Source organism: Acinetobacter sp. 826659 (assembly GCF_000588515.1).
Taxonomy (GTDB): domain Bacteria; phylum Pseudomonadota; class Gammaproteobacteria; order Pseudomonadales; family Moraxellaceae; genus Acinetobacter; species Acinetobacter pittii.
The window spans coordinates 295544-315247 of sequence record NZ_JFYD01000003.1; the positions used below are offsets into that span (position 1 = coordinate 295544).

A 19704-nucleotide genomic window follows, 5' to 3' on the forward strand; every position below is an offset into this window, starting at 1 on the left:
ACCCCTTTCAAGTTATTGCCTCGGGTGAATGTGAGGGGGCCCTATTATTTTCTGAATGAATAGTCATTGACCGAGCAGTAAACAAAATAACAAAAAAACGCCAATAATGGCGTTTTTTTATACAATCTTTGCGTTAAAAAAGGTTTAGCTTAGTTTTAGATTCATAAATTTAATAACCTTGCTTTTTTAACTATGCTTTTATGGAAGCATCGCCAAGTAAGTAGTTGGGTTTTTACGTTGCCCATCTTTTACAACTTCATAATGCAAATGCGGACCTGTACAGCGACCTGTACACCCTACATTAGCAATATGCTCGCCCGCAGATACTTGGTCGCCTACACGCACCATTAAACGTGAAGCATGAGCATAACGCGTTAAATAGCCATTACCATGGTTAATTTCAACATATTGACCATAACCAGTGCCCCAGCCAGATTTGGTTACAATACCTGGGCCTGTAGCATAGATTGGCGTGCCACTCGGAGCAGCCATATCCAAACCACCATGATGTTCTGCACGGCCACCCATGGTACGACCACCAAAGTTTGAAGAAACTCGTACAGTATCAGGAAGAGGATGAGAAACTAACCAAGAGTAAGAATTTGAAGAAGAGGCATTAAAAGAATTTTTTGCGGTTGTATTACCGTACTTCTTTGCGAGCGACTCATTGTTGAGTTCAACTGTTTTTTGGCGTAAGGTCACTGAAACTTTCGCACTCGCCGGAAGATCTAAATCATCGGGATGAGTATATGAACCTTGAGATAATGTTTTTGATAGCTGTTCCAATCGATCTGAGTCAGTAGACTGGTTAATTGTTTGATAATCTGCAAAAGCAACTGATGCTGCCGAAGCGGCAAGTGAAAACGCTAATAAAATACGACGCGTGTGCATAAAAACCTCTTGAAACTGTTCTTACTCAAGTTCCTTATGATCTCTTCCTTGATATCAATTGAAATGAACGCTTAAGATTAAGACAAGAATCTATCCGAGAATGACCATGTCTAAACCCGATAACGTTTTTCAACAAACCGGAAAACACATAAAAACAGGAAACCTTACGTTTCTAACAACGCAAGTCGCGCAATGGCAAAGACTTACGAAAATTATCCAACCCTTATTGCCCCAACCGGAACAATGGCAGGTCGTGTGTTATCAAAATGGTTCTTTAATCATTACTGGTGAAAATCAAGCGATGATTAGTCAACTCAGCTATTTACAGAACCAATATGTATCTAAATTATCTCAGCTTGAAGGGTTAAAAGACTTACAACGAATTCAGGTCCGATTGAGAAATAAAAATATTCCAAATGTACCCTCATCTGAGCCATCTAAACCCATTCCCCCGGAAACACAAGAAATGTTACGTAGTGCAGCCGACTTCGTGAGCGACCCTAAGCTTAGCCAAGCTTTACTACGTTTGGCAAGCAATAAAAAATGACGAGCTTTCTATTTCTTAATTAGAATCATTATTATTATGTGATTATAATCACACTTTTTAATGTTACATTATAACATAGCCAAGTAAAGACAATGACTTATGTCACGCTCACATATGGAATTGGACATTGACTCTCGTCATCAAATGTTACAATTTCATAATTACTCGGATCACTTTGAACATTGCGTAACAACTGATTATTTAAAGCATGTCCTGATTTATAGCCATCAAACTTGGCAATAATTTGATGACCAAGCAAATACAAATCACCAACGGCATCTAAAATCTTATGTCTAACAAATTCATCAGCGAAACGTAAACCTTCTTCGTTGACGACCCCTGTATCATCTACACCAATTGCATTATCTAAACTTGCACCTAGTGCTAAATTATTTGCCTTCAGGTAATCCAGATCTTTCATGAAACCAAAAGTACGTGCCTCACTGACTTCATAAACAAAAGTTTCTGTCGAAAAGTCGATCGTCGCAGATTGATATTCTTTAGCAAATGCCGGATGGTCAAAATCAATCGTGAAATTTAATTGAAAACCATTGTGAGGGCTAAAAATTGCTTTCTTATCATCGATAAGTGCTTCAACTGGTTTTAATATTCTTATGAATTTTTTCGGTGCATCCAATTCACGCAATCCACCTTGCATTAAAAGGTAAATAAATGGACCAGCACTACCATCCATAATTGGAACTTCAGAAGCAGATACCTCAACAATAAGGTTATCAATTCCTAAACCTGCAATCGCACTCATTACATGCTCAATTGTGCCTACTTTTATATCTCCGGTTACCAAGTTGGAGCACATAAAAGCTTCTTGAATGAGCAATGCATTAGCAGGGATATCGACTGGCGGATCCAAATCGATACGGCGAAATACAATACCTCCATCCACGGTATGTGGAATGAAATTGATCATCACTTTTTGACCGCTATGAAGACCTATTCCACTCGCTTTTACCACACGATTGAGAGTACGCTGTTTCACCATGCTTTGTAACTTCTTTTTTAAAACCGCTATACGTTAGCATATTTAGTCATTGATCAAAAATAAAAAAAGGCAGTGTTTAAACACTGCCCTTCATTCAATCTAACGATAATTTACTTACGTTGCTGATTTTTCAAGTAATCTTGAATACTCATTGGAGAAGAACGCGGAGTAGAACTTGCTGTGCTACTGACTTCATTATCGGCGTTTTGACGCTTATTAATTGCAGGAACGTCATCTTCATCAACAGATTGAGCTGATTGAGACGATGCATGGCTTACCGTATTACGTTTTCTCGGTTCAGCATCTGCTGCATTACGAGTTAAACCAGTTGCAATCACTGTTACGCGTAATTCATCACGTGCATCTGGATCAAATACTGTACCGTAGAAGATTTCACCTTCATCAAGGTCAACAATCTGGTTCACAACATCAGTAATAATTTCTGTTTCACGTAGCGTAATATCATCACCACCCGTAATATTAATTAACACGCCCTTGGCATTAATAATATTTACGTTATCAAGTAATGGACTACGGATCGCTTGTTCAGCAGCTTGACGCGCACGATCTTCACCACGACCTAAACCAGCACCCATCATTGCGTAACCGCGAGTACTCATTGCAGTTTTCAAATCGGCGAAGTCAAGGTTAATGTGACCACGGTTAACAACCAAGTCAAAGATACTACGTACAGCGTTTAACAACACGTCATCAGCTTTTTTATAAGCATCTTTCATTGAAATATCGCCATATACGCTTAATAAGCGTTGATTAGGGATAATAATCAATGAGTCGACATGTGCTTCAAGTGCTTCAATACCACGTTCAGCAGACTTTAAACGGCGGCGGCCTTCAAAGTTAAATGGTGTTGTAACTACACCAACAGTCAAAATGCCCATTTCTTTGGCAACTTCAGCCACAACAGGCGCTGCACCAGTACCCGTACCACCACCCATACCAGCGGTAACGAAAACCATATCCGTACCTTCAAGGTGGTGACGGATGATTTCACGGCTTTCTTCTGCTGCAACTTGCCCTACTTCAGGGTTAGCACCAGCACCTAGACCACGTGTACTTTGCTCGCCTAACTGAATTTTGAAAGGTGCATTCATACAGTCCAGTGCTTGTTTGTCTGTATTGGCACAAACGAATTTAACACCTTGAATATCAGACTGCACCATATGTTGAACGGCATTACCGCCACCACCACCTACACCAAATACAGTGAAACGGGCTTGACCGTTGCCATCGTTTAGTTCATCTTCTATAAATTCAAATGAGGCCATGACCTTTAGGGTTCCTAATACATTATGGCAGTCACTTCAGCCCGTATACTGCCTTGATTTTCAAAAATAACTAATTTTAAGAATGCTGTGCAATACCAACCTTGTCAAGTACAGCGGTTTTCTCTTACAACTTCCTAACAATTCTACCAATAAATACATACATCCTAAAAAATGGCTTTTAACTTGCTATTAAACGCATTCCAGCCATTTACCATTCGTTCCCATACCGAACGGTCATTTGCCTCTTCAGGCTCTTCAACAGCATCTTGCAACTCACTTTGGCTAAACATGAGCAAACCAGCTGCTGTTGCATACATAGAACGACGTAAGGCTGCTTGATGTTGATCATCAGCATAAACCTGTAACGGCGGATTACCCAAATGTGCAGATACACCCAACATACGACGAGCTAAACTCACCATACCTTCTATTTGACAAGCATCCCCTGTCAATACTACCCCATGGTATAAACCATGAATTGCACCACTTTGTTCGAGTTCATCGCGAATCTGGCTAAAGATCTCTTCATAACGGGCAATAATAATTTCTGACAACTCAATTCGGCTAATCGTTTGAGGGCCATCAATTCCTTCTACCTGAATCATATGATCTGGCTTAACAGCACTTAAATCGACACAACCATGCAGAATTTTAATTCGTTCAGCTTCTTCTGTCGTGGTTTGCAATACAGCAGCAATATCACGTGTAACGTGCTCACCACCGCGTTGCAATGTACGTGCTAGAGCTAAACGACCATCTAGATAAACAGCAAGATTGGTAATGCCTGCGCCAATATCAACCAGACAAACACCATACTCTTTTTCATCTTTCAGCAAGCTTGCCTCAGCGGTTGCCAGACAAGACACCACCATTTTTTCAACCCCGATATTTGCACCTTTCATGGCACGATCAAGGTTTTGCATAGTCGCTATAGGCATCATCATTAACTGATAATGTCCAGTCATACTATGGGCAGTCATATTAATTGGATTCTGCACCCATTCAGCAGAATCACCCAACTCAAAGCCTAACGGCACTGCACTTGCTAAATAGTAATCAGAAGTCACATGACTTGCTTTTGCCAATTCTAACGCGCGCACGACTTCATTTGTTGTAATCACATGTGCTGGATTAGATACTGGTGTGCGACCAGAGGCATAAAAACTTTGCAACTCGGTACTCGGAATAGATACCCATGCGCTATGAATGCGACATTCGGCCATATTTTCCGCTTCAGCAACAGCATTTTTAATCGCAGCAATGACTTTATCGAGGCTTACAATTTTTCCTTTATTCATGCCTCGATTGCGAGCAGTTGCCATACCGATAACTTGAATGTTATCCGGCGCATGAATTTTTCCAATCAAAACTGAAACTTTATGCGTCCCAATGTCAATCGCAACAACTGAGGGAACAGCTTCACTCATCACTCATACCATTTCTTTGTTGTTTAATACCAGGCAAATTGCCTATTTTAAAGCCACGTATTATGGCTTTGCTTTTGTTCCACCTGCAATGCTTATGTCATCACTCGTTACAACAAACTGACCATTCACAATTTTAGGTGGTGTTGCGTTCTTCCATTGAATAGATAATCCATTACGATATCGCAAATCAATGGCTGAGATTTTCGACCACACTGGTTTTAAGTCAGATTGTGCCAGATGACTTAAACGTTGCAACTTATTCATTGTTTGATCTTGGTCAACAATAATACGCAAACCAGAATCAAATTGCATAAACCAAGTCATTCGCTCAGTCAGATATAACTCTTTTAAGCGTAAATTAACAGGATGGAATAATTGATTAATTTCATTATAGCGTCGCATCATCATTTTTGACTGACTTACCGGCCCATGAAGCAACGGAAGTTCAGGATGAATTGTCGGCTCCGCCTCACTAAATACATCGCCTCCATCGCTTAACAAGCGACCTGTTCCCCAACGGGCGATAGCATGTCGAGGCATGACACGAACACGAATACCATTGGGCCAAGCACGAGATACAACAACTCGGTCTACCCATGAAATTTCTAATGTTTTGTCACGAATCTGTTCTAAATCAGATGTGAAATAATTCGCTTTTATAATTGGAGCAACATGTTGCATCACTTGTTGGGTTTCAACAGAAGATGCTGAACCTACAACTTCTAGTTTTGCAACTGTTGCATCTGTAATAACTTTATATAACCCATAAATTCCGACTGCCAGCACTACAAAAGCAATAACCAACAGCACCCATCCACCAGCATTCGCAAGCTTCTGCTTACGCGTAGGCGGTTTATCATGAATAGAGGTGATGGCCGCACGTTTACGGCGCATGGAAGCCGGAAGTTGTGCCATATTTAAGCCGTACCTTCCAATGTTTGCTCAAGAATCGCAACACACAATTCATCAAAGCTATAACCAACAGCTTTAGCAGCTTTTGGAACTAAAGAGTGGCTGGGCATACCTGGAACAGTGTTTACTTCTAAAAGCCAGAAATTGCCTTGCTCATCCTGCATCGCATCAATACGGCCCCAGCCTTCTGCACCCACAGCCTGAAAAGCACGTAAACACAATGCTTGTAGGTTTTTCTCTTCAGCCTCACTCAGACCACAAGGGATACCATACTCTACATCGTTACGTTGATATTTCGCTTCATAGTCATAGAAAGCAACATCTGCTGGTGGTTGCAAACGAATAACCGGCAAAGGCTGTCCATTTAAGAATGAAATTGTGAATTCACGACCAGTGATCCATTTTTCTGCCATCACCACAGCATCGTGCTGAGTCGCCTTTTCAATTGCAGCAGCAAAGTCTTCTGCTTTCTCAACCTTACTCATGCCGACACTCGAGCCTTCATGTACAGGTTTGATAATGACAGGTAAGCCTAAATCAGCAATCACCGCATCTAAATCTGTTTCTTTAGTAATAATACGATATGGCGCTGTAGGTAAATCGCTACCTTGCCAGATTTGCTTGGTTTTAACTTTATCCATGCCAATAGCAGAACCTTGCACGCCTGTTCCTGTATAAGGCAGATTTAACCATTCAAGCACACCTTGAATCTGGCCATCTTCACCGCCGCGACCATGCAATACAATAAATGCACGATCATAATTTACAAGTTCAGTCACACTGCGGTCTTGTGGATCAAATGCTTCAGCCTGAACACCTGAACGTAACAAAGCGTCCAAAACTGCCTGACCACTATCCAAAGACACAGCACGCTCAGCCGATTTCCCACCAAACAACACGGCAACTTTGCCGAATTTTGTAGCATTTGACACGTTTAAATCCTTAACCCGATTATTCAATACTTTTTGTTTATTTCACATACAAATGGTGTTGTGCAAGTTCTACTGAAATTGCTCCCACGTTACCCGCACCTTGTGTTAATAACAAGTCATTTGGTTGTAACACATTTTGCATGATGTTTTGCAAATTACCTTCCACCGGATCGACCAAAATTGGTTCTACTTGTCCGCGTAAACGAATACTACGCGCTAAAGTGCGGCTATCTGCACCCACAATAGGTTTTTCACCAGCAGGGTAAACTTCCAATAGTAATAATTGATCGACTTGAGAGAGCACTTCAATGAAGTCATCAAAACAATCGCGGGTACGAGAATAACGATGTGGTTGGAACAACATAACCAAACGACGATCTGGATGACTTTGGCGAGCAGCTTTAATAGTTGCTTCTACTTCTTTCGGATGGTGTCCATAGTCATCAACTAACTTAACGTTGCCATCAGCAAGTTCAAATTCACCTTGCACTTGGAAGCGGCGGCCAACACCACTAAATCCTTCTAATGCACGGCTAATTGCATCATCAGAAACACCTTCATCTGTTGCAACACCAATTGCTGCCAAGGCATTTAAAACATTATGTAAGCCTGGTTGATTAATTGTTAAACGCAATGGTTCACGACCTTTACGTAACACAGTGAAGTGCGATTGCATACCATCTTGTTCAATATCAACTGCACGAATGTCATTATCTTCATTAAAACCATAAGTAATGACCGGACGGCCTACACGCGGCAGAATTTCACGAATGTTCGCATCATCACCACAAACTACAGCCAAACCATAAAATGGTAAGTTATGAAGGAACTGTACAAATGTATCTTTTAATTTATCAAAGCTACCTTCATAGGTATCCATATGGTCAGCATCGATATTGGTTACAATCGCTGCCATTGGTTGCAAATAAAGGAAAGATGCATCTGATTCATCAGCTTCAGCCACGATGAAACGGCTTTCACCTAACGCCGCATTTACGCCTGTACTGTTAAGTAAGCCACCAATAACATAAGTTGGGTCAAGGTTTTCTTCAGCCAACATCGTCGTTAAAAGACTTGTAGTTGTGGTTTTACCATGTGTACCAGCCACAGCAATACCGTGACGGTAACGCATAAGCTCGCCTAGCATTTCTGCACGACGTACAATTGGAACACGCTGCTCAATCGCAGCTTTAATTTCCGGATTTTCCGGATCAATTGCTGTAGAAACTACAAGCACATTGGCATTTTTAATATTTTCCGGTTGATGGCCAATATAAACTTTGATGCCATTTTTCTCTAATTGTTCTGTAGTTTTAGACGCTTTAATGTCTGAACCGGAAATTTTATAGCCTTGGTTACCCAAAACCTCTGCAATGCCACACATCCCAGCGCCACCGATCCCCACAAAATGAATGTGTTTGATACGGCGCATTTCAGGCACTTTAATCAGTTTTTTTGCTTGGTTCGCAGCTGTTGATGGAGACATAGTAAATCCGATTACATTTTTTGGATAAGATCAACCACATGCTGAGTCGCATTTGGTTGGGCATGTTGACGCGCTTTCACTGCCATTTCAGTAAGTAATTGGCGGTTCATCAGCGAAGTGAACAATTCATTTAAAACATCTGGTGTCATGGTCGATTGCTGGCAAATTTTCGCAGCACCGACATCCGCCAGAAATTTGGCATTTGCAGTTTGATGGTCATCAACTGCTATAGGGAGTGGTACAAAAACTGCGGCCACACCTGCTGTTGCAACCTCTGTTACCGTGAGTGCTCCAGCTCGGCAAATAATTAAATCTGCCTCACTATAAGCTTTTGCCATATCTTCAATAAACGGCAAAACGTGTACAGTTAAATTAGCTGGTGCATCTGCATAAAGTGCTTGAGTTGCCTCAACTTGTTGCTGACCACACTGGTGAAAAATATTGAGTGGAACTTGTAATTGTTTTAATGCTGGAGGTAAGCGTTCATTGAGTGCTTTGGCACCTAAAGACCCACCCACAATTAAAATATTTAAAGGCTTGCCCGCTTGCTCACGCTCATCATAACGCCACTTTGGGCTTAAAATATCAGTAATTTCACGACGCACAGGGTTTCCTGTGGTTACAACTTTCCCACCAGCAGGAAAGGTATTTGGAAATGCTTCGCACACCACTTTAGCAACACGAGATAACTGTGCATTGGTAAAACCTGCAACTGCATTTTGCTCGTGAATCAGTACAGGAATACCTAACAAACGTGCGGCTAAACCACCTGGACCAGCTACATAACCGCCAAAGCCTGCAACCGCATCAACTTTAAGTTGTTTCATATAGCGCATTGCGCTCAAAGTGGCTTTTAAAATTTTAAAAGGTGCAGCAACTTTACGGACTAATCCATTGCCACGAACACCTTGGATATCAATTTGATATATTGGAATATTTTGATCTTTTAATAACCGATTTTCCATACCTGTTGGCGTGGCTAACCATGAAACCTGACAACCTTTTTGTTGAAGTTGTTTGGCTACGGCGAGGGCTGGAAAAACATGTCCACCTGTACCGGCAGCCATCATCATGACATGTTTGGGTTTGCTTTGCTGTGAATCGGTCACGGTCTAATTCTTCAACTCAAAAAACAATGGAAATTGTCATCTATTTTTGTAGCCGTTTATTTTAATCCTAAAGCTTCATTAACGAAAAGCTAATTTCACTCGTTTATAACAGAAAGATGTGCTTTTTTGAAAATATGCCTACAAAGCTGTGGTGTATTTAGTATTGTTATTTTATTAATTCATATATTTTCAGGTGATTTCCAATAAATACCACTGAAAATCACCTGAAATAAATAATTAAGCTGTAAGGCCAGCTTCTAATACATCAAATAGATCATCGGCAATGGATGTACCAAATTGAGCATCAATTTCGCGGATGCAGGTTGGACTAGTGACATTAATTTCAGTGACATAATTACCAATCACATCTAAGCCTACAAAAACTAAACCTTTTTCGCGTAAGAAAGGGCCAATTTTAGCTGCGATCTGCTTATCATTTTCAGTAAGCGGACGCGCTTGGCCTAAACCGCCTGCCGCCAAGTTACCACGCACTTCACCATTTTGTGGAATACGAGCTAGGCAGTAAGGAACAGGTTCACCATTTACCATTAAAATACGCTTATCCCCTTCTACAATTTCAGGAATGTAGCGCTGAGCCATAATTGGACGAGTACCTAGCTCTGTAAGCATTTCTAGGGTAGAACCAATATTTACACCGTCTTGGTATAAACGGAAAATTCCCATACCACCCATACCATCAAGTGGCTTAACGATTACATCGCCATGTTCTTTAATAAATTCACGAATTAAACTTTGTTGCGATGTTACAAGTGTAGGCACTTGTAGCTCTGGAAACTGCGTTGCAAAGAGTTTTTCATTGCAATCACGCAGTGATTGAGGCTTATTAATAATCCATGAACCTTCGCGCTCAGCTTGCTCAAGCACATAAGTCGTGTAGACAAAATTCATATCAAACGGCGGGGCTTTACGCATGAGCACGACATCGTAAGCCGCGATAGATTCTTTTTTCTTTTCGCCTAACTCATAGTAATGGTTATAATCTTCGAACACCTTTAACGGTGAAATGAGGCCGTAAGCTTTGCCTTGATCGATATATAAATCTTGTTGTAATGCATAACCTAATTCATGTCCACGACGGCTCGCCGCCCACAACATTGCCATGGTTGAATCCTTTTTAAGGTTTACGGTTTCAATCGGATCCATGACGACAAGTACACGCATGCTCAAGCTCTTCTTAAAATTTAAATTAGCATGAGTATAACTGAGATTTTTCACTGGTTTTTCTTAATTTCAGTAAAACCTTATCGGTTATTTCTTTATCTTGAATTAAGGTAAATTCAGTTAAACTATGATCATAAAATATTATTTTTAAAGGCTAAACATGAAACTTTATCGCTATTTAACTGGCCCCGATGACTCTGCTTTTTGTGCACGAGTGACTAAAGCTCTGAATCATGGCTGGGAGTTATATGAAGCACCCACTATGACCTTTAATGGCACGCATGTCATTGTGGGACAAGCAATTTGCAAAACAATTGATGAAAATTATGATCCAGAAATGGATATTTTAGATGTTCTCAAAAATAACGCGTAATTCCAGAAGGGTGCTTTAAATCGATGAAAAGCCCCCTTTAAAACCCAATTAACAAGAAAAACTAATGAGTCAACTCATACAATTCGTTTAAATTGCTAATTAACTTATTAAAAATCAGTTATTAAAAAATAAATATGTCATTTTTTAAGATAATAGTTCTTTTATTCTAAACAATTAAATGATTATAATTATCATTTATACTTTTATTTTTGTTAATTGATTTTATTTTTATGTTAAGAGTTTCGATACCATCTCCCCAAATGAAGCGTCTTTTCCCGCTGAGCTTACTCAGTTTAATGATCTTGAATATTCAAGGTGCCTACGCAGAGGAACCGACTGATTCAGCCGCAAAAGTGGCAGCTACCATGCCCACCATAAAAATTGAGGCCATGAGTGAGCTCGATCCAATTAAAAGTTATATCGACTATGATAAAGCCAATGTCACACGCAATGGTTTAGACAAAAAAGATATTCCTCAAACCGTTGATACAATTGATGTTCAGAAATATAAAATTTATGGCTCAAATGATTTAAGCGTTATGCTACAAGGCACTCCAGGTGTATCAACCAGTTACGATATGCGTGGTGATGGCATCACGATTCGTGGCTTTGGTGCCGATACAGGTGATATTTACCGTGATGGCATACGTGAAAGCGGACAAGTACGTCGTAGTACAGCAAATATCGAACGTATTGAAATTTTAAAAGGCCCCGCCTCTGTTTTATATGGCCGTAGTGCTGGCGGCGGTGTTGTGAATATGGTGAGTAAGTTCGCCAATTTTGACTCTAAAAGTTCAGTTGGTGCGTATGCTGGTTCATATGATAACTACGGAACAACGGCTGACATCAACCAAGTACTTAATGACAATTTAGCAGTACGTTTAACTGGAGAATATGGCGAGTCAGGCAGCTTCCGCTCTGGCATTGAAAATAAAATTGAAATGTTTTCACCAAGTTTTACTTATAAAAATGATGATGGAACACTCACTTGGACCACACAATACACCTATGACAAATTAGGTCGTGTACCTGATCGCGGACCATCACGTGACATTCTGCCTGCAGGGACTTCAATTAAAATGGGATTTGCCCAAGACGGCGATTATGTGGATGATATTTTGCAAGTGGTCCGCACCGATGTGAATTATCAATATGCGCCTGATTGGAACTTTCACTGGGCAGCAAGTTACCGACAAGCAGAACAAAACTTTGACCACTTTTATTTTGGAACTTATTGTGGTTTAGATGGTAAAAACTCAAAGAATGAGTCTTGTACTAAAAAAGGTTACGTCGACCAAATTTACTACTGGCAACAAACCAGCAATAAAACAACGACAAATACATTTGATATTAAAGGCAAGTTTAAAACAGGCCAACTTGAACATCAAATCATGATGGGTACAGACTGGACATATGAACAACGAGAGCCACGCTTAGCAAATGAAGCTCAGAATGGTTCTATTTACGGCTACGTTAATCCATTCACAGGGGAACGAGAGTATAGTCGTGGCAGTGGCCCACTAGTGATGAAACAGCACAACTATAATGAAGGCACAACTTACGGCGTATTTATTCAAGATTTAATTGGTCTAAATGACCAACTTAAACTCATGATGGGTGTGCGCTACGATTACTTTGACTTTTCAACCACCAACAAGCTGACAAAAGAACACCGTAATGTAAAAGATAGCAGCTTTAGCCCGAATGTTGGTTTGGTATGGCAACCGCTTCCTGAACATAGCTTTTATACGTCTTACTCTAAAAGCTTTGCTCCATTTGGCGGACAAATGGGTGTTAACCAAGTTACTGGAAACACCGATGTCACAAAAATGGATAAAGAACCTCAATATAACGAGCAATATGAAGTTGGGGTAAAAAGCGAATGGTTAGATAATCGTTTAAATACTCAATTTTCTGTCTTTGATATTCGTAAAAATAATATTCGCTATAAACCGAACCCTGACAGTGAACCAGAGGTATGGGCAACTGCTGGTCAACATCAATCTCGTGGTCTCGAATTTAGTTTTATTGGCCGTGTACTTGATAATGTCTTTGTTCGTGGTGGGTATGGCTATACCGATGCCAAAGTTAAAGAAGACAATCAAAACCCTGAGCGAGAAGGCAATTATTTAGCCAACACTTCTAAAAATACGGGTAATTTATTTGTTCGCTATTTACCAACTGAACAGTGGTATACCGAAGTGGGCGTGACCTATGTGGGTTCTTATTATCCAAATATTAATAATCAAGTAAAAATGGAAGGCTTCAATCGTGTCGATGCAGCAATTGGCTATAGTGCCGACCCGTGGAATGTCACACTTGCGGTAAATAACCTAACCAATAAAGAGTACTGGCGTTCAGACAGCATGCCAGGCACACCACGTAATGTGTTATTGCGTTTAAATTATCAGTTCTAAGTAAAAATATTAAAAAGGCATACCCCTATTTTAGGGGTATGCTTTTTTATTTTTAAATGCCGTATTTTTCGCGATAAGCTTGTATATTAGCTAGCGCTTCTTTTTCGCCTTTGGTGATGACTAAACAAGGTCAACAAGACAAGTTGGGCATGACGTTGGAGTGTAAGAAATGGGATGTAAAAGATTTAGAATAGATCGCTTTATTGACAAGAAGTGAAAAACCGCTCAAAAAATCAGCCGACATGTTAGAAAATCGTTGTTGCTTTTCTTAAGTAACTAAAAATATTTAACTAATTAAATTTAAATAACTAAAATTATAGCATTCAGAATAAACAGCCATTATGTTAAATGAACGATGATTTATTGGAAAAGTCTATTTTTGAAAACTAGAATAGAGATTTAAAATATATTTAGTAAAATTAGTAATGATCAAGATTATCTATCAATAGTAAAAAATAAATAAAATATAATAAGTTATACTTATAGTAGGTATATAACAAAAGAGGATTCAATTCATGCAGCATCAACCCAAGCCTGGAACCATAATTAATTGTAATTTTGAGGGATATATTTCTCCAGAGATGGTTAAAAGAAGACCAGTTATTATTTTGAAGAAAAATAAGCTTCATAATAAGCTTGTAACAATTGTACCAATTAGTACTACAGCACCTCATAAGATTACTAATCTTCATATCGAAATTGAAGGGCCAATTGATGGTAAACAGGCATGGATTAAATGCGATATGATCTCAACTGTCTGTTTGGATCGCCTAAGTCGATTAAAGGAAAAAGATCAAAATGGTAAATATCAATGGGTCCATAAAACATTAGATGATCAACAATTTGATTCTGTAAAAAAAGGTGTTGCTAATTATCTCGGTTTAAATGATAATAAGTAAGTACCCTAAGGGGGCTTTAAAGACTTTAGCATTGCTAAAGCCAGTATTTACATAGGTGATGACAAGCCCGTTAATACTGCATTAAAGGACATCTTTTGATGTCCTTTTGTCATTTCTTACGTACTGAATTTTTAGGAAAAGCACTGTCTTCCCAGCTTTCATCGTAGACATGAAGCTTAGGAATGAATTTCCAAATTCTTAATTTATGATTATAACGATTAATTGATATTCCACCTGTTCCAGTAGTTTCAAACCAATTAAATGCTCTAGAACCTCGATGAGTTCCATCAATTCTTCTCAAGAGTTCATAAACATTTTTACTGAAGGCAGCTTTCATTAATTGGTTTTTTGTTCTTTTCTTTTTTCCAGGTACTAGATCCCAAGATATTTTATTTCCATGGTATCCAGCTGCTCCCATGAGTAGATCACAAATTTGTAAAGCACAAGATCTCTTACTATCTATAAATTCTACTTTTATCTTCACATTAGAGAATATTAGACCTTTCAAATATTCAGTTAATTGATCTCTATGATAATGACTAGAGTGAGTATCTAATTTTAACGTGATATATGTATTTTTCGGAGCATGTTCAAAACCAAAACAATGCTTTAAAAATTGATAATAAATTTTAAATTGTGTCTCTATTTCTGAACAAGGGGTACCTGTATATTGGTAAGTTCTATCCATAAACATTTGACGATATTTTGTTTCTACAGTTGTATTAATAAAACTTTCAACTATTAAAAGTAAATCATTATAAAAATTAATATTTTTTAAAGAAATATTGCTCCATTTTATTTCTTTGGAATAGCTATGTTGCTTTTTTAATCTTTTAATTTGTTTGTCTAAAATTTTGAAATGATTTTCTGTTGATATAAGTCCACCAAAAATACAATGATACCGATAAAGTGGATTACTTTGAGTCCATGCTTCATCTGCATAAATAACATATTTCAACTTCAAATCTTCCTAAAATTCAAAAAACCGTATATGTACGAGTTTAAAGGATTTATTGAGCTTTAGGTGATTAGATAACTTATTAATTTATCTAAAATTAACATAATACACCTTATGCGAAATTTTTAAATTTTTCCTTTTACTATCAATATATTAAATCAATACATTTGGAGTTCACCACACTGAAACAGTTTTTCGAGACTATTCACATTTCAAACTTATTTTAATCAATTAAATATACTCAATAGAAAAGGAAGCATTAGCTTCCTTTTCTAAATCTAACTCTTAGATACCATATTTCTCGCGATAAGCTTGCATATTGGCTAGCGCTTCTTTTTCGCCTTTCGCCTCTAAATAATCCATTAAATCTTTCATGGTAATCAGTGCGTGCACAGGAATTTCTAATTCTTTTTGAACTTCTTGAATTGCAGAAAGTTCACCTTGACCACGTTCTTGACGATCTAATGCCACCAAAACACCCGCAATAGTTGCACCAGCATTTTTCAAAATCGTTACGACTTCACGAATTGCTGTACCTGCAGTAATTACATCATCAATAATCCAGACCTTTTTGCCTTCAACTGCAGCACCAACTAATACACCGCCTTCGCCATGATCTTTTGCTTCTTTACGGTTAAAGCCCCATGGCACGCTCTTGTTATGGACTTGCGACAAAGCAACAGCAGTCGCTGCTACAAACGGAATACCTTTGTAAGCTGGTCCAAAAATCACATCAACATTTTCACATTGTGTTAATTTATCGGCATAGCCTTGTGCTAAAAGAGATAAAGCTTCACCATCGTTGAGTAGGCCTGCATTAAAAAAATAAGGACTCACGCGTCCAGATTTTAAAGTAAACTCACCAAATTTAAGCACACCGCGTGATAATGCGAGTTCGATAAATGCTTGCGGGTGAAATGACACAGGCGTTGTCATGAGGTGCTCCAAATTCACAATTGAGGTTAAATTTTCGCATGATACCAAAGGATCAGTATCCAAGTGATGTAAAAATTCTTCGAGTCGTTTCCATTAACGTAAATGGCTTACGTTCTTCAGTAACGAAAGGCTTACTTGAATGGTTAGAACAATCAGATGCCGATGTCGTATGCATGCAGGAAAGCCGCATTACCCATGAACAATGGACTGAAAAATTTAGACCCGAAGGATGGCATACCCATCTCTTTCCAGCAGAGCGTGCAGGTTATGCGGGAACTGCGATATATAGCCGCCTACCCTTCGTCTCAGTTAAAGATGGTTTAGGGTTTGAGCTGGCTGACAGTCAAGGCCGCTTTATTTCTGCGGAATTCGATTTAGGTTTGTCACATCCGGTACATATTGCATCATTATACTTACCTTCGGGCTCAAGTGGTGAAGAAGCGCAAGCACGTAAAGATTTATTTTTAGGTGAATACGCAAAAATCCTGAAACAATGGCGTGATGAAAACAAGTCAGTCATCATTTGTGGTGACTACAACATTGTTCATAAACGTATTGATATCAAAAACTGGTCAGGTAACCAGAAATCATCTGGTTGCTTACCACATGAGCGTGCATGGCTTGACCATATTTATGATGAACTGGGCTATGTCGATACTTTCCGTGTAGTTCGCACAGAAGCGGAACTTTATTCATGGTGGTCAAATCGCGGTCAAGCGCGTGCAAAAAATGTAGGGTGGCGTATTGATTACCATGCATGCTCGCCAGACTGGAAAGCACGTACAATTAACGCATGGGTTTATAAAGATCAATGGTTTAGCGACCATGCACCCGTTATTATCGACTATAAAATTCAAGAATAAGTGAACACTCGTTCACTTACATTGTCGTTTTCGCTTACAGCATATGTCGTTTTTGAGTATTTTTCTTACACAGCTTTAACGGCATTATAGCCCCACGGCACAGGGAAGCAGTCAGGATGACGCAAAAGGATAGGACGCCGTAGGAAGATAAAATAAACTTATGATAAGTTTATTTGCAAGGATGTGACATTGGACGTTGAAATGAGACCCGCATGATCAGGATGATTAAATGCGGGTTTTCTCTTTTCTGTCTCTTATTTTGCGCTAAGTTCTTTTAGTTTTAACTTCTTCTTATTAAGCTCATTATTACCTTATCTTATGACAATAACATGACATTTCTCTTTCGATTAATCATTAATTTTCATTTGTTTTAAAAGTATCGGTATAAAGTAGTGCTTAAAAGCATTTTGGGTTAGGCTGTGTGCTCTCTCTTTTTGACATGGTCCGATAAAATGTTAAAAATTTATGGAATTAAAAACTGTAACTCAATGAAAAAAGCATTTGATGCCTTACAGGCTAAAGGCCTTAACTATGATTTTCATGATTATAAAAAACAAGGCATTGATGCAGATACTTTAAAAATCTGGTTAAAAGAAATTGGACAAGATACCGTTCTCAACAAAAAAGGAACGACTTGGCGCAAACTTCCAGAAGAAGAACAAAACCGTGCTCTAAGCAGTGAAGAAAACCTCATTGAAGCACTCATTGCTCAACCAAGTTTGATTAAAAGACCTGTTTTAAAAACTCCACAAGGCTTTATTGTAGGTTTCGATGAAACCGCCTATCAAAATATTCAAGCATAAAAAAACGAGCCAAATGGCTCGTTTTTTTATTAAAACTTTTAGTTCGCGCGAATCCATGTTTGGTTACGACCAAGTGCAGAAACGCCAATATAACCACGTAATTTAAGCTTTTTGCCGCCATCGGTTAACTCACCTTTCAGTTTGTAAGTTTTACCTGATTTTGGGTCTAAAATCGTACCGTTTTCATAACTGTTACCACCTACATTTTTTAAATTATGTACAATGGTGACACCTTTAAGCGGTTTGTTTTTGTACGGACCTTCACATTTTGTACAAGCGTTTTCTTCACCTGGTGTCAAAATGCTCTGAATGGTTGCAGTTAAGGTTCCGTCCTTCTGTTCCGTAAATTTCACTACGGCTTTTGGCTTGTTGGTCTGATCATCAATCGTTTTCCATACCGTTCCATTGAGTGAATCAGCCGCATTGGCAAATGCAGCCATACCAATGAGTCCTAAAGCTAAAGCAATCTTTTTCATTTTTGTAATATCCTTGGGTCTTTCAAGATTTTCAGTATTCAGAAGTCGCAAAGATATTGCAATTTTTGAATGTGACTGTTTCGTGTAACCTTGTAATCTTGCAAAATAAAATTTACAAGAAAACAAGAAACTAGCATAAAAATGGATGCTATATGAATATATCAAATGTTTGGAAATATTATTTTACAGAAACTTTTCTTAAAACAACAATTCGCAAGCCAAGCCAGCTAAATTTGCCGGCTACTGCCTTACGCCCTGTGCTAGATCAGATGTGTCGTGCTTTCCCACGACAAAAAAATGTATCCGTGCGCCCGATTCGACTAGCAGGTATTAAAGGTGAAGAAATCAAGCCGCAAGATTCTGCGACTCAACTAATTTTTCACATTCACGGCGGTGCTTTTTTTCTTGGTAGTGTCAAAACACATCATGCTTTTATGACGGATTTAGCTGCCCGTACTCAAATGCAGATTATTCATGTGGATTATCCTCTTGCACCAGAGCATCCATACCCTGAGGCAACCGAAGCTCTATACGACATCTATCATTCTTTAGTGGTCCAAGGCATCCAACCGAAAGATATTATTTTATCGGGTGATTCATGCGGGGCAAATTTAGCGCTAGCACTTTGCTTGCGTTTGAAAGAACAACCTGAGCTCATGCCGAGTGGCCTGATTTTATTGTCTCCATTTTTGGATTTAACACTCACGAGTGAGTCTCTTCGGTTTAACAAAAAACATGATGCTTTATTATCTATTGAAGCGCTGCAAACAGGCACTCAGTACTATATAGGCAATCATATCGCAGCCGATGACCCCCGTGTTTCCCCTATCTTCGATGACTTACATGGCCTACCACCAACTTTGGTTCAAGTGGGTTCTAAAGAAATCTTATTAGACGATGCTAAGCGTTTTAGAGAAAAAGCTGAAGATGCTGGCGTTAAAGTTCAATTCAAACTTTATACGGGCATGTGGCATAACTTCCAGATGTTTAATGCATGGTTTGATGAAGCTAAACAAGCATTGGCAGATATTGCTGAATTTGCACACGAGCTTGATAAAACTTAATTTATTTATAAATGATGTGAATAGGCCTCAAAACTTTTCACATCATTTTCTTTATAAAAAGTCATCATATATAAATTGAAAATCATGTTATGTTTAAAATATAAATTATTGAAACAATCCAATTTTAGGATAGTCTAACAAAG

19 protein-coding genes are annotated in these 19704 nt (G+C 38.8%); 7 read left to right on the forward strand and 12 right to left on the reverse strand.

The annotated features are described in order from the left end of the window. Positions 1-198: 198 nt before the first annotated feature. Positions 199-891 (reverse strand): M23 family metallopeptidase, encoded by a 693-nt coding sequence (locus J663_RS08385; RefSeq protein WP_002121983.1) that lies wholly within the window; start codon positions 889-891, stop codon positions 199-201. A 100-nt stretch (positions 892-991) separates the two neighbouring features. On the opposite strand from J663_RS08385, the gene J663_RS08390 reads away from it, so the two are divergent. Continuing rightward, positions 992-1438, forward strand: a complete 447-nt coding sequence (locus J663_RS08390; RefSeq protein WP_017387570.1) for a DciA family protein — start codon at positions 992-994, stop codon at positions 1436-1438. A gap of 97 nt (positions 1439-1535) precedes the next feature. On the opposite strand, the gene lpxC is transcribed toward J663_RS08390, so the two are convergent. The 8 genes from lpxC to gshB all read right to left on the reverse strand — a co-directional run bounded on the left by lpxC (position 1536) and on the right by gshB (position 10772). Next, complete coding sequence (gene lpxC, locus J663_RS08395; protein ID WP_002121967.1) at positions 1536-2438, reverse strand: UDP-3-O-acyl-N-acetylglucosamine deacetylase; 903 nt, start codon at positions 2436-2438, stop codon at positions 1536-1538. Positions 2439-2548: 110 nt separating this feature from the next. Beyond that, positions 2549-3724, reverse strand: a complete 1176-nt coding sequence (gene ftsZ / locus J663_RS08400) for a cell division protein FtsZ (protein WP_002121912.1) — start codon at positions 3722-3724, stop codon at positions 2549-2551. Between the two features lie 164 nt (positions 3725-3888). Further along, positions 3889-5151, reverse strand: a complete 1263-nt coding sequence (gene ftsA, locus J663_RS08405; RefSeq protein WP_002122057.1) for a cell division protein FtsA — start codon at positions 5149-5151, stop codon at positions 3889-3891. A gap of 60 nt (positions 5152-5211) precedes the next feature. Next, positions 5212-6066, reverse strand: a complete 855-nt coding sequence (locus J663_RS08410; RefSeq protein WP_033849062.1) for a cell division protein FtsQ/DivIB — start codon at positions 6064-6066, stop codon at positions 5212-5214. A gap of 2 nt (positions 6067-6068) precedes the next feature. Continuing rightward, positions 6069-6995, reverse strand: coding sequence for a D-alanine--D-alanine ligase (locus tag J663_RS08415; protein ID WP_033849063.1), 927 nt, complete (start codon positions 6993-6995; stop codon positions 6069-6071). Between the two features lie 37 nt (positions 6996-7032). After that, positions 7033-8481: a UDP-N-acetylmuramate--L-alanine ligase gene (murC, locus tag J663_RS08420; protein WP_002122011.1), complete on the reverse strand. Its 1449-nt coding sequence runs from the start codon at positions 8479-8481 to the stop codon at positions 7033-7035. Between the two features lie 11 nt (positions 8482-8492). Beyond that, positions 8493-9590 carry an undecaprenyldiphospho-muramoylpentapeptide beta-N-acetylglucosaminyltransferase gene (murG, locus tag J663_RS08425; RefSeq protein ID WP_033849065.1) on the reverse strand — a complete coding sequence of 366 codons (1098 nt, stop codon included), beginning with the start codon at positions 9588-9590 and terminating at the stop codon, positions 8493-8495. Positions 9591-9827: 237 nt separating this feature from the next. Further along, positions 9828-10772, reverse strand: coding sequence for a glutathione synthase (gshB, locus tag J663_RS08430; protein WP_033849066.1), 945 nt, complete (start codon positions 10770-10772; stop codon positions 9828-9830). Between the two features lie 160 nt (positions 10773-10932). Between gshB and J663_RS08435 the strand changes: the two genes are divergently transcribed. From J663_RS08435 to J663_RS08445, 3 genes are all read left to right on the forward strand, one after another. After that, positions 10933-11145 (forward strand): DUF1737 domain-containing protein, encoded by a 213-nt coding sequence (locus tag J663_RS08435; protein WP_002122004.1) that lies wholly within the window; start codon positions 10933-10935, stop codon positions 11143-11145. 230 nt (positions 11146-11375) lie between these two features. Beyond that, positions 11376-13562, forward strand: coding sequence for a TonB-dependent receptor (locus J663_RS08440; RefSeq protein WP_033849068.1), 2187 nt, complete (start codon positions 11376-11378; stop codon positions 13560-13562). Positions 13563-14077: 515 nt separating this feature from the next. After that, positions 14078-14461, forward strand: coding sequence for a type II toxin-antitoxin system PemK/MazF family toxin (locus J663_RS08445; RefSeq protein ID WP_033849070.1), 384 nt, complete (start codon positions 14078-14080; stop codon positions 14459-14461). A gap of 109 nt (positions 14462-14570) precedes the next feature. Here J663_RS08445 and J663_RS08450 read toward each other — a convergent pair whose 3' ends face one another. Then, a complete protein-coding gene (locus J663_RS08450) occupies positions 14571-15419 on the reverse strand; it encodes a DUF3800 domain-containing protein (RefSeq protein WP_033849071.1) in 849 nt (282 codons plus the stop codon). Positions 15420-15704: 285 nt separating this feature from the next. Then, positions 15705-16355, reverse strand: coding sequence for an orotate phosphoribosyltransferase (pyrE, locus tag J663_RS08455; protein WP_000211305.1), 651 nt, complete (start codon positions 16353-16355; stop codon positions 15705-15707). A 38-nt stretch (positions 16356-16393) separates the two neighbouring features. Here pyrE and J663_RS08460 point away from each other — a divergent pair, with 38 nt between their 5' ends. Both J663_RS08460 and J663_RS08465 read left to right on the forward strand, forming a co-directional pair. After that, positions 16394-17218 carry an exodeoxyribonuclease III gene (locus tag J663_RS08460; RefSeq protein ID WP_002122009.1) on the forward strand — a complete coding sequence of 275 codons (825 nt, stop codon included), beginning with the start codon at positions 16394-16396 and terminating at the stop codon, positions 17216-17218. Between the two features lie 452 nt (positions 17219-17670). Continuing rightward, on the forward strand, positions 17671-18021 hold the full coding sequence (locus J663_RS08465) for an arsenate reductase (RefSeq protein WP_033849072.1): 351 nt from the start codon (positions 17671-17673) through the stop codon (positions 18019-18021). Positions 18022-18059: 38 nt separating this feature from the next. On the opposite strand, the gene J663_RS08470 is transcribed toward J663_RS08465, so the two are convergent. Further along, a complete protein-coding gene (locus tag J663_RS08470; protein WP_005066784.1) occupies positions 18060-18497 on the reverse strand; it encodes a DUF2147 domain-containing protein in 438 nt (145 codons plus the stop codon). 152 nt (positions 18498-18649) lie between these two features. Here J663_RS08470 and J663_RS08475 point away from each other — a divergent pair, with 152 nt between their 5' ends. Continuing rightward, entirely contained in the window at positions 18650-19561 is a 912-nt protein-coding gene (locus J663_RS08475; RefSeq protein ID WP_033849075.1) for an alpha/beta hydrolase, read from the forward strand. The last annotated feature ends 143 nt before the right edge of the window (positions 19562-19704 follow it).

Coding starts and splice junctions, on each gene's coding strand:
- J663_RS08385 (WP_002121983.1), bottom strand. CDS start 891: ATGCACACGCGTCGTATTTTATTAGCGTTTTCACTTGCCGCTTCGGCA.
- J663_RS08390 (WP_017387570.1), top strand. CDS start 992: ATGACCATGTCTAAACCCGATAACGTTTTTCAACAAACCGGAAAACAC.
- lpxC (WP_002121967.1), bottom strand. CDS start 2,438: ATGGTGAAACAGCGTACTCTCAATCGTGTGGTAAAAGCGAGTGGAATA.
- ftsZ (WP_002121912.1), bottom strand. CDS start 3,724: ATGGCCTCATTTGAATTTATAGAAGATGAACTAAACGATGGCAACGGT.
- ftsA (WP_002122057.1), bottom strand. CDS start 5,151: ATGAGTGAAGCTGTTCCCTCAGTTGTTGCGATTGACATTGGGACGCAT.
- J663_RS08410 (WP_033849062.1), bottom strand. CDS start 6,066: ATGGCACAACTTCCGGCTTCCATGCGCCGTAAACGTGCGGCCATCACC.
- murC (WP_002122011.1), bottom strand. CDS start 8,481: ATGTCTCCATCAACAGCTGCGAACCAAGCAAAAAAACTGATTAAAGTG.
- gshB (WP_033849066.1), bottom strand. CDS start 10,772: ATGCGTGTACTTGTCGTCATGGATCCGATTGAAACCGTAAACCTTAAA.
- J663_RS08435 (WP_002122004.1), top strand. CDS start 10,933: ATGAAACTTTATCGCTATTTAACTGGCCCCGATGACTCTGCTTTTTGT.
- J663_RS08440 (WP_033849068.1), top strand. CDS start 11,376: ATGTTAAGAGTTTCGATACCATCTCCCCAAATGAAGCGTCTTTTCCCG.
- J663_RS08445 (WP_033849070.1), top strand. CDS start 14,078: ATGCAGCATCAACCCAAGCCTGGAACCATAATTAATTGTAATTTTGAG.
- pyrE (WP_000211305.1), bottom strand. CDS start 16,355: ATGACAACGCCTGTGTCATTTCACCCGCAAGCATTTATCGAACTCGCA.
- J663_RS08460 (WP_002122009.1), top strand. CDS start 16,394: ATGATACCAAAGGATCAGTATCCAAGTGATGTAAAAATTCTTCGAGTC.
- J663_RS08465 (WP_033849072.1), top strand. CDS start 17,671: ATGTTAAAAATTTATGGAATTAAAAACTGTAACTCAATGAAAAAAGCA.
- J663_RS08470 (WP_005066784.1), bottom strand. CDS start 18,497: ATGAAAAAGATTGCTTTAGCTTTAGGACTCATTGGTATGGCTGCATTT.
- J663_RS08475 (WP_033849075.1), top strand. CDS start 18,650: ATGAATATATCAAATGTTTGGAAATATTATTTTACAGAAACTTTTCTT.